Origin of the sequence: Pedobacter sp. FW305-3-2-15-E-R2A2 (assembly GCF_038446955.1) — a bacterium.
Lineage (GTDB): Bacteria > Bacteroidota > Bacteroidia > Sphingobacteriales > Sphingobacteriaceae > Pedobacter.
The window spans coordinates 4,177,693-4,190,931 of sequence record NZ_CP151803.1; the positions used below are offsets into that span (position 1 = coordinate 4,177,693).

At 40.4% G+C, this 13,239-nt stretch carries 10 protein-coding genes; 5 read left to right on the forward strand and 5 right to left on the reverse strand.

Going from position 1 to position 13,239, the window contains the following annotated elements:
• Positions 1-29: 29 nt before the first annotated feature.
• Positions 30-2,456 carry a penicillin acylase family protein gene (locus AAFF35_RS16650; RefSeq protein ID WP_342327656.1) on the forward strand — a complete coding sequence of 809 codons (2,427 nt, stop codon included), beginning with the start codon at positions 30-32 and terminating at the stop codon, positions 2,454-2,456.
• Between the two features lie 447 nt (positions 2,457-2,903).
• Here the strand turns inward: AAFF35_RS16650 and AAFF35_RS16655 are convergent, their stop codons facing one another.
• Positions 2,904-5,813, reverse strand: a complete 2,910-nt coding sequence (locus AAFF35_RS16655; RefSeq protein WP_342327657.1) for an AAA family ATPase — start codon at positions 5,811-5,813, stop codon at positions 2,904-2,906.
• 206 nt (positions 5,814-6,019) lie between these two features.
• Positions 6,020-7,762 carry a hypothetical protein gene (locus AAFF35_RS16660; protein WP_342327658.1) on the reverse strand — a complete coding sequence of 581 codons (1,743 nt, stop codon included), beginning with the start codon at positions 7,760-7,762 and terminating at the stop codon, positions 6,020-6,022.
• Positions 7,763-8,203: 441 nt separating this feature from the next.
• Between AAFF35_RS16660 and AAFF35_RS16665 the strand changes: the two genes are divergently transcribed.
• The 4 genes from AAFF35_RS16665 to AAFF35_RS16680 all read left to right on the forward strand — a co-directional run bounded on the left by AAFF35_RS16665 (position 8,204) and on the right by AAFF35_RS16680 (position 11,527).
• Positions 8,204-9,049: a M12 family metallopeptidase gene (locus AAFF35_RS16665; protein ID WP_342327659.1), complete on the forward strand. Its 846-nt coding sequence runs from the start codon at positions 8,204-8,206 to the stop codon at positions 9,047-9,049.
• 209 nt (positions 9,050-9,258) lie between these two features.
• Positions 9,259-9,474, forward strand: coding sequence for a hypothetical protein (locus AAFF35_RS16670; protein WP_342327660.1), 216 nt, complete (start codon positions 9,259-9,261; stop codon positions 9,472-9,474).
• A 495-nt stretch (positions 9,475-9,969) separates the two neighbouring features.
• Positions 9,970-11,139 carry a DUF6266 family protein gene (locus tag AAFF35_RS16675; protein ID WP_342327661.1) on the forward strand — a complete coding sequence of 390 codons (1,170 nt, stop codon included), beginning with the start codon at positions 9,970-9,972 and terminating at the stop codon, positions 11,137-11,139.
• 49 nt (positions 11,140-11,188) lie between these two features.
• Positions 11,189-11,527, forward strand: coding sequence for a TfoX/Sxy family protein (locus AAFF35_RS16680; protein ID WP_342327662.1), 339 nt, complete (start codon positions 11,189-11,191; stop codon positions 11,525-11,527).
• Positions 11,528-11,552: 25 nt separating this feature from the next.
• Here the strand turns inward: AAFF35_RS16680 and AAFF35_RS16685 are convergent, their stop codons facing one another.
• The 3 genes from AAFF35_RS16685 to AAFF35_RS16695 all read right to left on the reverse strand — a co-directional run bounded on the left by AAFF35_RS16685 (position 11,553) and on the right by AAFF35_RS16695 (position 13,128).
• Positions 11,553-12,014, reverse strand: a complete 462-nt coding sequence (locus AAFF35_RS16685; RefSeq protein ID WP_342327663.1) for a hypothetical protein — start codon at positions 12,012-12,014, stop codon at positions 11,553-11,555.
• 178 nt (positions 12,015-12,192) lie between these two features.
• Positions 12,193-12,474, reverse strand: coding sequence for a hypothetical protein (locus AAFF35_RS16690; protein WP_342327664.1), 282 nt, complete (start codon positions 12,472-12,474; stop codon positions 12,193-12,195).
• Between the two features lie 57 nt (positions 12,475-12,531).
• On the reverse strand, positions 12,532-13,128 hold the full coding sequence (locus tag AAFF35_RS16695) for an Rpn family recombination-promoting nuclease/putative transposase (RefSeq protein ID WP_342327665.1): 597 nt from the start codon (positions 13,126-13,128) through the stop codon (positions 12,532-12,534).
• Between the last annotated feature and the right edge of the window lie 111 nt (positions 13,129-13,239).

Genomic DNA, 13,239 nt, shown 5'->3' on the forward strand with positions numbered 1-13,239 from the left:
TCGTTAAATTGTATACCCAATGTTCAAAAATGAATAAAATTAAAAGTACACTCTGTATCATCATTCCCATATTACTGATCTTCTTCTGCAACAAAAAAATTGGCGACATCCCTCCGGTTCTCAAATTTCTCAACCCGTTTATGGGATTCTGGAAAAATGCAGAGCGCAGCGGACTGGCAGACGAAAAAATATCCATACCTGGGGCCAAAGACTCCATCAGCATATTATTTGATGATAAAATGGTTCCGCACATCTTTGCCACCAACGACCGCGACCTTTATCTTGCACAAGGATATGTGACTGCCATGCACCGACTCTGGCAAATGGATTTTCAGACCAGATATGCCGCCGGAAGGATCAGTGAAGTTGTAGGTCACAGCGCAATCGAGATCGACCGTTACCAGAGAAGAATGGGCCTGGTGTATGGTGCGGAAAATTCACTCAAGGGGATGATGTCTGACGAAAAAAGTCGTGAGATGGTCCTGGCTTATACGGATGGGGTTAACGCTTACATCAACAGCTTATCTGAGGGCGATTATCCGATAGAATTTAAACTGCTGGATTATAAACCGGAGTTGTGGACCCCCATCAAATGTGCCCTGCTGCTCAAACAGATGTCTGCAGCTCTGGCCATGGGATCAAACGAGTTCTATATGAGTAATATCCTGCAAAAGTTTGGCAATCAGGTTACGGACGACTTGTTTCCCGATTATCCTTTCAGAGAAGATCCGATGATCCCTGCCGGCACAAAATGGGATTTCAGCACTTTGCCGGTCCCTGCTGCTCCTGCTTTCCCTGCCGCGAAAACAAAAACCAATGTGAAAACGCATGAAAAAGTAGAAGGCATCGGCAGTAACAATTGGGCAATATCGGGAGAAAAAAGCCTTTCCGGAAAGCCCATCTTAGCCAACGACCCCCACCTGATGCTCACGTTGCCTTCCCTATGGTATCAGATACAACTTCATACCACAAAAGGAAATACCTATGGGGTATCACTGCCCGGAGCACCCGGTATCGTCATCGGGTTTAATGAAAAAATTGCCTGGGGCGTTACCAATGTCGCCGCTGATGTGCTCGATTTTTATCAGATCAGGTTTAAGGATAAACAGCGACAGATGTACTGGTATAACAATGCCTGGGCACCGGTAACGAAACGCGTTGAGCAGATACTGACCAGGGACGGGAAGCCCGTTATTGATACCGTGTACTATACCCATCATGGCCCGATCGTCTATTTTAAAAAACCATCTTATCAACTTGCCGACAATGTTCCAACCGGAAGTGCATTACGCTGGGTAGTTCATGATGAGTCTAACGAACTTCTGACTTTCTATCACCTGAACCATGCAACTAATTATGCGGATTACAGAAAGGCCTTAACCTTTTATTCCGCTCCAGCACAGAATTTTATTTTCGCCAGTAATGAAAATGATATTGCAATCACCGCTGCCGGAAAGTTCCCTTTAAAATGGAAAAACCAGGGTAAATTCTTACTTGATGGTTCCAGGCCGGAAAATGACTGGCATGGACGTATTCCTGCATCACAGAATCCGAACGTAAAAAATCCGGAACGAAAATTTGTCAGCTCTGCCAACCAATCGCCGACCGACCAGAGCTACCCTTATTACATCAACTGGGAATTTGAACCTTATGAACGGGGTAAAAGGATCAACCAGCTGCTTGGAAAAATGAATGGAGCTACAGTGGATACCATGCGAAAAATGCAACTCGACAGCTACAGCATCCTTGCTGAAAATATCCTGCCTGTCCTGTTGAAAAATCTGGAAAAAGAGAAACTTTCTCCGGCAGAAAGAAAGGCGTATGACTATCTGAGAATCTGGAACAAAAGATATGACGCCCATGAACCCGCAGCAACGATTTTTGACGTGATGGCTGAAAGGTTATTCTATGAGATATGGGATGATGAATTCACAGTGGAGGGAGTACCGATGCGGTATCCTTCCAGAGACCGTACGGTTGAACTTCTGCTAAACGATCCTGCTTCCAGCTATTTTGACAACGTCAAAACGAAGGAAAAGGAAACCTTGCAGGATCTCATCAGCAAGTCCTTCCGGTTCAGCCTGGATACGCTGACAAAGAAAATGGGAACGATCGGCGATAAATGGGCCTGGGCTGCTTATAAGCGTACCAATGTTGCCCATATGGCAAAAATACCGGGTTTTGGCTCCAAAGACCTGGATATTGGCGGGGCTAAAGGAACCATCAATTCCCTGAACGGTTTTCATGGCCCGTCCTGGAGAATGGTCGTTGAAATGGGGGAAACTCCTAAAGGTTATGGCATTTATCCGGGTGGTCAGTCTGGTAATCCCGGCAGCCGGTTCTATGACAATATGATCGATACCTGGGCAGCCGGGGAACTTAACGAACTCCTCTTTTTGAAGGATAAAAAAGATCAGTCGAAAAAAATTATCAAACAATTAGAAATTAGCAAGTAATGGCATTCTTAATCATTATTATACTCAGTCTTTTATCACAATTTTTCCTCCAATGGTGGATTATAGTTCCGGTTTCATTTTTGACGTGTCTGTTGATGAAATCCAGTGGCAGAATGGCTTTTTTTCAATCATTTCTGGCAATATTTATTTTGTGGACCATTTCTGCATTATTTTTTAGCCTTTCCAACGATAATATTCTCGCGCTAAGGGTCGCGCACATGCTGCAATTACAAACCTGGTGGTTGGTGCCCATCATTAGTGGTATAGCCGGTGGGCTCGTTGCCGGGATATCAGGGTATTGCGGTGCTGTATTTTACCGCCTGAATTTTAAAGCTATCACGTATTGAAATGAAGGGCTATCCTAAAATATTAACCCAGACACCTTTTAAATCATCAGTTTAAATGAATTAAGGAAATCATAAAACGAATTGGGGCGGCAGTTCGAACTCATCGCTTAAGAACAATATTCTTGTATGCATCCTTGAACACATCAAATTTCTTATTAAAAAGAAATGCGAGATTCTCATTTGCGGTAGCAAAAAAAAGTTGCTTTCCACCGGAACTACCCGAAATTATTTCCCGGAGATAATCGAGGAAAGACAAAATATTAAGGTCATCAGTGAAAGCAAGAGGATCGTCGAATATGATGAGCTGTGGCCCCTTTTTAACTTTGCTATTAAGCGTTAAAAATACCGCTAATGCCAGTGCTGACCGTTGCCCGGTGCTGATCGTGAAAAGATCGCTGATCTCACCATTCGTTTTTAGCAGTTGAATTTTGCCCCCGCTAATTAAAATGTCTGTAAATTCCTTAGGGGCATGAATGGTAAGAAATATAGCCTTTATTTGTTCTTTATTAGCAAGCAGAAAATTATTGAAATAATCTGCCTCACTATAATGCTCATGAAGCGAGTCAATAGCATCCAAAGCATCCTCCAGGCGCTTGATCTCCGGCCTAAGTCGTTTTAACTGGCCGTTCCGATCATCGATGGTTTCCATCGCCTGTTGAGACAAACTGGCACTTCTTTCTTTTAACGTCAAATCATAGCACAACTGATCTACAAACTCATACAAATGTTCTGTTTCCTCTAAAACATCCTGCACACGCCTGTCAGGATCATAGACCATATATTGATAATTAATGAAATTTTCAGCATAATGATTCAGGCAGTCGATTCGCTTCAAAATCGGTTGCTCTAAATGCCGCCCCTGCCTCCTTGATTCAATTGGAGTAAATTCTTTTAACAAATTGTAGTGTTGGAGAGACAAAGCATCAATTGCGGTCGTGTGTTTACCGAGTTCTTCATTGAAATTTCTCACCTCATTTTCCAATGCTAAAATAGTATCGTTTACTTCTTCAGCAGATCCTGTGATTTCTGCCGGGACATAATCATCCAGCTGCCTTCGCACCTTTTCAAGCTGTTCCAGTTGGAGCTTTCGTTTATTGCCCCAGTCAATAATACGATTAGTTTCCTCTATCGAAGATTCACTTTGGTCAAGTTTCTTTTTAATCCGATCAAAGATCACCCGGATAATGTGCTCAATTGTGTCGGATTGCAGATCAATTTTTTTACTACCCTTCCACTGTATGGCACGAAACTCCAAAGACTGAATCCTGTCAAAATCATAAGATGAATCGTGAAGTTCATTGTTGATTTTTTGTTCTTCTTTTAAGGTATCCACAAAATTCCCGCGCTCATTTAAAAGTTTAAGATCCAATTCGATGCCACCTTTTAATTTTTCAAATGATTCAAACCCGGTCTTACAGAGCGGGCATATACAAACTCCAGGGACTATGTTCAGATACTCAAATCCATAATCAGAAATAGTGGAAACTATTGTCTGCGCCTCCGACAGACGTTCGCGTGCCCAGCTCGTAGATATTCTGGCTACACTTTGGGCATGTCTAAGCTCTCGTAGCCGGAATTGTAATTGATCTATATATTGGGGAATGGTGAACTGAAGTTTTGCATACCTGGATTCGTAATGCTTTTTCATATCAGCGTAGCTCGCAAAAGAGTGCTTTTTTTTATCGCTCAACTCCAAATAAATTTTGTAGTTTGGATCTGTCGCGGTCACTCCTTCCTTCATGAGACTTGACAGGATCTTGAGCAAACTATTTTTTTGCAATGCCAGCCGCTTATCTTTTTCAACACGACCTACATTCTCGCGCATTTCCTCTAGTTCAACATTCAATTTTTTAGCAGTGCCATAAATAGCATTTAACGCTTTATATTCTTCTCTTACTGTTCTTAAGGTTACTTCCGGCAACCAATCCACCTCTTTTAGTAAATGATTAAGATTTGCGTTGAATTCTTTTAAATTATGCCTGATCTCCTCCAGATTAGGCAATTCTGGGTTGTAAGAAGGAATATTGATACTACTCTTAGAAAGCAGATCGGTCAATTCGGCAAACAAAATAGAAAAATCATCCCTTGAGCGGGAGAGTTGATTTAAAGTATCAGCAGCCTCATCAATCTCTTTTTGGTACTCAAGGCACAATTGCCCTTTCCATTCAAACCCCTGTCTAAGTTCTTCCTGGTAAGCTTTAATATGAGTTTTCAACTGATTAATTTCTTCACCCAGGGCCAGATCACGGAATGCATTTTCGACATCCAGTTCATTTTTGTTTAACGTCAACCGGAAAGAGGCATCTGTATTGTAAAAATTAAACCTGTTAAAATTTAAAGCAAGTGCAGTTCCAGAACGGCCTTTAGCACCATTATACCAAACACGATCTCTTTCGTCAAAAATGGCCAAATCGCTTTTAGAAACACGATAATCAGTCTCTCCCTCCAACCTGACCTGGATCTCATAGTCTTTTTTTGAAACGGCCTCCTCGTTCCTGAAATTATCGCCGGTATAAAAATATTCGATAGCTTCCAGGAGAGAAGTCTTTCCATGACCATTTGCTCCATTAATCAGATTAACCTTGCCAAAACCAAAGGGCACATCCGATTTCGGATATTCCCGGTACTTTATTGTTTTCAATTCCTGGATAGCCCCGAAGTATACCTCATGGTCTTCAACCCATTCATTGTTGTTGTTTTTATCAGAGGTCCCGGGAAAATCACCGGAAATAATTCTTTCCACGCCCAAATTGACCGGCAATGACCTTTCCACTAAAAAGTCCAGTCCATGTTCTCCAAGTTTTTCTCCCCAGATTTCAGCCAGGCCCTTATCGATAATTTGTGAGTCGGAGGTAGTGCCGACCTCATAAAACCGCTGAAGCCAACCTGCCAGAGCATTTTTATTCAGCACAAATTTTCGTGCAAAGTCAAGATCAGATTCAATGGCAAATCTATCTTGTGCCTCAATTTCCTGTTCAACTAAAAATACGACATAATAATTCCATTGCATCGCATTCCGATTAGCAAAATAATCATCGGTAATGGTACTTTTTAAATAAGCGCCCAGTTTGTTAGCCGTGATCGAACCAGACAAATCAAAGTAAAAAGTCTGATAAGGAATGTCCTTATAAAACCGGGAAGCTTTTACAACTTTATCAGTTATCGGCTCAATGGACTTATAGTATTTTTCAAGTTGTCTGATGAGTTCTTCGATCGTCATGGTTCTTTTGTTTTGTTTATTGCCGTTGGGTTATCGTTATTATTGGTTGAATAACTAGGACTAGGAGCTACCTTTTCCGGATCGACCGCCCTATCGCCCTTGTGATTATAGACTATAAGCAATCTGTTAGGAAACGTATTGTCATCCGGGTGTGATTTAAGCATCATCGCACGCAACTCTCCTACCTTTAATGGGTGAATATCCCCGGCATATACAATACACGCGGGAAGTCCATTTGCCCCAACTACATTATAATGGTAATTAGGATAACTGTAATGAATCTTACGATCGCTGATCAGGTCTTGAAAAAAACCATTTTCAGGGATCCAGTCAACGGTTTTCATCAGTTTGGTCGAAAACGCAGCGTACATATTCAAGAGACCAGTTTTCGAAATTTGCGTATCCGGGTCCTGAAAAAGGCTAATTCTGTTTGAATGTTCATCATCAGAAATCTCAAAGAATTTGTTCCCGTCAGGCGAGGTCCATTCCTTTCCGGAAATTTTCCCGACCGTTATACTCAATAACCTTTCCCGGTCGATGAAACTCATATTTTCATTAAAGAAGTATTCAAAATCTCCATCTATTTCGCGGCAATATTCTACCAGTGATTGGATCAAACTGTTATCGACTACTACCCATTTATCTTCCCATACCAGTCGTTCAAGCATTTTTGGTCCGTAACGGGCCTGGTTTTGAACATTTAGCCGTCGTTTAGAAACCTTTGAATTTGAAAAACAAAAAACCGCTTCGTTTTCATCAAAAATCAGAATACTGGACTTCGCATTTTTCCAATGGTTATAATAAAGTCCGAGTTTATCATTCCCATTGATCCGCTGATCATCAATTAAAATCTTCCTGGTTTTAGTGTAAATAGCGGAATGGGCATAAGTCAGGACGTTGCCGTCGATGGTACTACCTTTTGCCCAGTTGTAACAGAATATTTCGACGCTGGTATCCTCCGAACAGCTGTTGAAGAAATTAGTGCGGTAGCGTTTTAGATTTGCTGTTCTTGGGGATAGGTTGAGTTGAGGATGCAATAACAGATAAGGTTTGTCTATAAACTGCCTTAAGTCTCTTTCCAGATCAATTTCCAATCCTTCTGAGCATATGATTGTGGCCAGGTAAATCGACTCCTCATCGTTACGCAAAATGTACCGCTTCGTACCAAAAGCCATAAATTCATTTTCAACGGGCGTAGCTCCCATTGGGTAGGTTTTAAATTGAAATAAAACGACCCGAATGTATTGATCCTGCCCTGCTTTTTTGGTCACAAACACATAGGCGACAGGATCGACAAACTTATTTTCCTTCGAGGCGAACACCTCCGACTCCATCAAAACGACCAAAGTGTCCGAATTCAAATCATTCCTGAAATTTTCAAGCTCATTTAAAGTCGAAGATTCACACCCGACAACCATCAGGCTGCCCGGCTGATCAAAACCCGCTGATTTAACAAAGTCCTGAAGTGCGGACAGTGGGCAAGAGTATTCCGGGGTGACTAACAAATCGAAGGTTTCCCTGGTTGCATGCTCAAAAAAAGCCAAATGCTTTTCAGCGGCAAGTTTAGCATCCGCATTCTTTACCGATGGTGTTCCTGTTACATTGACAACGACCTCTCCACTATGCTGATATACAAACGCTTTATAATGCTCATAATCGGGCCTTAAAACCCTTAAATCTGGCGTAACCAGTTGGTGTTGTTCAAGTATTTTATCGATGAAGTCGTATTTAACACCCATTGAGAGAGACAGCTAATTTGGTGGTACTTAGCTCAAATATACAATGAAAGTTTTAACGATGTAAAAAATTTAACCCGAATTCAAACCAGACCGATACGATCATATTAGTGATCCCATTTAAAGCCCCCGATATCAAATTCCATTTGCCTTATCCCTTCATTATAGAACTCAGCCTCAATTAACAATTTTTTATATTTTTTTAAATTCGATATAAATCTTGATGCGTTGCGTTATTCGATATAAAACCATACGGTAAACCCTAAACACAAAAAACAATGGAGGTATGCGGTTTAGCTATAAGTAAACGCGAGATTGTATAATAGTGTCTTTTTCTTACATAACAGTATACAAAATTGACATGATACCACATCTTTAGCATTAATTAGTATATTTTTAATTACATAAAAAACTAATTAACTAACCAAATCATCCTAAGAAATTATGAAAACCACTAAACTGATTCTGACAGGCATCATGGCTGTCCTGCTATGTGTAACCTCCTGTAAAAAACAAATCGACAATGCTTCAGAACCTGAGTCGAAAGACCTCGGTAAAACTCAGGAGGGCGAATGGAAAGCCGCCTATTACATGGGTTCACTCATCAGCTACCAACGCATCAACGGGCAAAATGTATTCAATGGAGATATGATCATTACCGACGATCAGTTATCTGCTTCTCCACCTAAAAAAACAGATGTTCAGACAGAAGGACATGGTCAAAACAATATCTGGCCAGGTGCAACGATTTATTATAGCATCAGTTCGAACTTCAACACCAATGAAAGATCTGTGATTACATCAGCCATTAATGACTGGGCAAATAAAACCGGGCTTAGCTTTGTATCCAGAAATACCGGTACTTATTTGAGGATACAACGTGGCAGCGCCAATAACTGTACCGTTGGGTATGTCAGCAATGCAACGATGAACTTATCTGACCCAACTGCAAAAGGAATAGTAGTACATGAGCTGGGACATGCCATCGGCTTACATCATGAGCAATTGCGTGCCGACCGGGACACCTATATTGACGTGAAATGGAACAATATCAGTCAGTCCGCTCAAAGCAGCTATAATATCATGACAGGACTGAATTACGGAGGAACAACCTTTGATTTCGCCTCCATTATGCTATATGGCTCTTATAACGGTTACGGTGCGATCAACAGTAGCCTCCCTACCACTACCCGCAAAAACGGAACAACCTGGGTTGATCCCTCATGGAGTGGATCTAAAACCCCTTCTACAGGTGACGTAAATTGGGTAAAAACGATGTACGGACTTTAAAACGTAAAAGCTTTCCATATTAAGAAAAACGCCCTGCATGGGCGTTTTTTTTTGACCACAAATAAATATTATAAAATATTTCACACCTATGTGATTTATCATTTATATTTATAACAAGGAAGACGCACCTACAACCTGAATAAAACTGGTGTACGCTGAGTAACTGTTTCCCACGGCGGCAAGAGAGGGAGACCATAAAATCTATACTGATGAAAAATAAAACTTTTAACGTGCTGTCTAAAGAACAGCAAAGCCTAGTATTAGGTGGAAAATTACCAGGAGGTCGTTCGCATGGAACTATTGTTGGCTGGAGCTACACTAATGGCCAATACTATGCTGACATCCAGCATGATGGAGGCGAAATAGTATGTGGAGTTCCATGGGGCCAGAATGAGCCCGTAATTGGCTCGAATGCAGGCGAGTAACCTGGTTCATATCTCCAACTTCAATTTCGCGCCTATGCAGAACTGCATAGGCGCGAAATTTTTAAAGCGCATTAGATTCCGACGAAAGAGAGCTCTATTTTCAATCTGCGCACGAGCGCTTGATTATCTAAATCCTTTCCCGGGAATCAAAGTCCCCTGCCTCCGCTTTTCTACCATTAAACGAACCAGGTAAGCAGGACAGCAATAGATAAAGAAACTTTGATGTGAAGCCTATTCTTCTTATCCAACGACAAAATCCTGTTGCCTTTATTGGCATATGCGGTTAATATGCCGCTCAGTTCTGTCTTATTTTTATTAGTGATTATAACGTCATTAACAGGTGGTTGATAGGTCAATCATTGGTTAAATTGACCTATTAACCATGTATTTATAATTACGTAATTATTAATTTTAATTAACAACACATGATATTCATATCAAAAACATTTCGTAACTTGTTATTACAGCAGTCAATTACTTAATTAAAGAACAGTTATGGGAAAATTAATAAATGGCATATTTGGCGGATTCCATGGCAGAATCGGCAACCTGGTGGGTTATACCTTAAACGGTAAATACATCATCAGAAAAATAGGAAGAAGTTCTAAACCCCTCACTCCGGGCAGGAAAGCAAACTGTCAAAAAATGACACTTGTGAATGAGATCCTGAGCCCTTCCCTTCCTGCTATCCAGGTAGGATATCGCCTTGCGGTGGCAGGAACGGACAAAAACGAATACAATGAGGCGGTTTCTTACAATAAGAAAAATGCCCTTCAGGGAACCTATCCAAACCTTAGCCTGGACTATAGCAAAGTGTTATTGAGCATGGGAACGCTTCCTGCAGCCATTCATCCTACCCTTAGTCAGACAGGCGATCAAATCACCTTTAACTGGGAAGTAACGGCTGATCAGGCCTATCAGTATGCCAACGATCGTGCAATGCTGGTGGTCTATTTTCCTGATTTAAAAATATCCCGTTGCGATTTACTCGGTTCAAGAAGAATTGAAGGCGTACATACCCTCAAGATCGCTCAGGACCATGTAAATGAACGCATGGAGGCCTATATCTCTTTTGTCAAAGACAATGGAAGAGCAGTTTCGGACAGCATGTATGCGGGTGCTTTAAATGCCCCTAAAAACATAGAAATTTCAGAGAAACCCCATCCGGAAAGGGAAGGCTCAAAGCAGGAGTTCAATTATATCGGTTCAGATTTTGGCATCATCAGCTATCGGAAATATCTTTTGGATCTGGGAACCGCTGTTATCGAACCAGCAAGCGGGCGGAAGGAAATAATAACCAGCGCCTGGTCGATATACGTACTAAAAAGCACGATCAGCGATCAGAGAATTGGCGATTGCTCCATTAGATTCAAACAAAATGAGAAGTTTACCGCGGAAATGAAAGTCAACATTTCTCCTGCAGAACAACGCAAAGGTTATGCAAAAGAAGCGGCATCAGCGATGATCTCCTTCCTGTTTAGCAAATCAGAAGTGAACCGGATTGTAAAAATCGTGGATGCGCAGGATGAGGCCGCGATTGCTTTGCTGAAAAGCCTGGGCTTCAGGGAAGGAGAATATTTCAAGGACAGTGTATTTTCAGAGGGCAAATGGGCCAGTGAATATCAGTTTGCGCTATTAAAATTGGATTGGGATTCATCAAAATGATGATAAGCATTCATTATATTTGAATTAGCATTCATTAAAATATGAAAATATGGCTTATGATGAACAACTGGCTAATCAGATACGAGAATCACTCTCTGACCGTGAAGATGTAACTGAAAAGGAAATGTTCAGTGGAATATGCTTTATGGTTGATCACAAAATGTGTGTCTGTGTCTCAGGCAATGAACTATTATGCCGCATAGGCTCAGAAAAAGTCCAGGTAGAACTTGAGAAAGGCAATTGCAGGAACATGATGAACAATGGCCGGGTAATGAAAGACTATGTGTACGTTGAAGACATTGCCCTTGGTAACTTAAAGAAGTTGAATTATTGGGTTGACCTATGCCTTGAATTTAACCCAATAGCCAAATCATCCAAAAAAACTTGAACTACTCCATCATCAATGCATTTAATTAATGTCCTCTAAAAGATGCCTCTCTGAATACCCGGTTAGCCTTAAATCCAAAATAATCCGGGTCAAAGCAATTAACGATTGCACGCGTCGTAACACGGTTAAAACCTTTCAACTCAGAATCCACGGGATGATAACTTCCGTCATTAATCTCGAAGGTTAATGATATAGATTGCCCCTTTATCCCTTCTAAATAGCTTAGAAAAAAGCTTAGACCAGCAACAATCGTAGTCCTAAATTCTAAAGGCAATTCATTTTCTGACACGTTCCAGATAACATGACTATCATCAGTATCTAAAGATTTATACATCTTAATTTTCAGATGGGCATAAGCTCTATTCATTGCGCCGGCATATAGCGCCTGCCCCTCTACAGCACTTAAGTCCCACTTAGCCAAATAGGCGTTTATATGATTAAACTCCTTAGCATCAATTATATCTGAGTTGATTCTAACCGCTTTCACAACTTTTTTGAATTATATAACCATTTGTCAATAGAATAAGCTGGTCATTTTAATGACGTATAGTTCCTATCCATTAAAACAAGATAGTAATATTAGTTGACGCTGTGTTAAACTCCAAAAATAGTATGAAAAAGCTGGCCAATAACAAAGTTACCATTCTATCTTCCGAGAAGTAAACCTATAATTTCTCAATTTCTTCAATTGAAAGTTTCGTAATTTTTGAAATTTGATCAACTGACCATCCTGTCTCCTTTAATTCAAGAGCCGTTGCCAATTTTTCTTTTAGTCGGCCTAACTCTATACCTTTCTCCATGCCTAACTCTATACCTTCCTCCCGACCTAACTCTCTGGCCTTTTTTCCTTCCTCTTTTCTGGCGAAAGCAATACTGTTCTCATAGTCTCGCTTCGCCTTTAAGTTAGATTCATAAATTTTCCGTTGCTCTTCTGTTAATTTACTCACCTCTGCTATTTTAAATAATTTTTGAAAGATTCCTTTATTGAGGTACAGTGGTATTTTTTACATTTGGCTCATATTTTTAAGAATATAAAACCACTTGTCCAGGTCTGATTTCAATTCATGGACCTCCTTACCAAAATTAGGTAATTCCAGGAATTTAAACCCCAATCTATCATAGAAAACTTTGCCTGTATCTTTGTTCATTAAGGCGATGTCATGTAAATAACGGTCATCATCATTGTTTTTAAATTTGAACTCCAATATCGCAATTAGATACACCTCATTAAGTTGTTTTATATCCCAATTGGATGCTCCTTTAGGAAGCTGCTCACTAATTAATCTGGATAAATAATAAATGCAACGGTCATGAAAAGATTCTTGCTCTCTGCGTTGCATTTCAATAATAAACTGATCACCATCTTTTCCCGTACACATCAGATCAAAAAAGACTTTCTTATACTCATCAGTGTTTCCAGCATATTCTGTTGGACTAAAAACCAAATCCACGATTTCCTTTTTTCCAGCAAAAATGGCATTCAGAAAAGCAATCATAATTTCTTTATTGGGCTCACTCCCTAAAAGATGTTTAAAACCAAAATCCGTAAGCGGGTCAATGAATAGGGATGTAGGGCCAGAAGTTATAGCAGGACGTTTCATAGGCTAAATTATGCATTACGCACAACAAAAACAAATTTTAAAGAAAATATTTATCCTAAAAATAAATAAAATATTAATTATAATTTAAAAACCTCCGGCTTATTCCTTATA

Coding starts and splice junctions, on each gene's coding strand:
- AAFF35_RS16650 (WP_342327656.1), top strand. CDS start 30: ATGAATAAAATTAAAAGTACACTCTGTATCATCATTCCCATATTACTG.
- AAFF35_RS16655 (WP_342327657.1), bottom strand. CDS start 5,813: ATGCAATGGAATTATTATGTCGTATTTTTAGTTGAACAGGAAATTGAG.
- AAFF35_RS16660 (WP_342327658.1), bottom strand. CDS start 7,762: ATGGGTGTTAAATACGACTTCATCGATAAAATACTTGAACAACACCAA.
- AAFF35_RS16665 (WP_342327659.1), top strand. CDS start 8,204: ATGAAAACCACTAAACTGATTCTGACAGGCATCATGGCTGTCCTGCTA.
- AAFF35_RS16670 (WP_342327660.1), top strand. CDS start 9,259: ATGAAAAATAAAACTTTTAACGTGCTGTCTAAAGAACAGCAAAGCCTA.
- AAFF35_RS16675 (WP_342327661.1), top strand. CDS start 9,970: ATGGGAAAATTAATAAATGGCATATTTGGCGGATTCCATGGCAGAATC.
- AAFF35_RS16680 (WP_342327662.1), top strand. CDS start 11,189: ATGGCTTATGATGAACAACTGGCTAATCAGATACGAGAATCACTCTCT.
- AAFF35_RS16695 (WP_342327665.1), bottom strand. CDS start 13,128: ATGAAACGTCCTGCTATAACTTCTGGCCCTACATCCCTATTCATTGAC.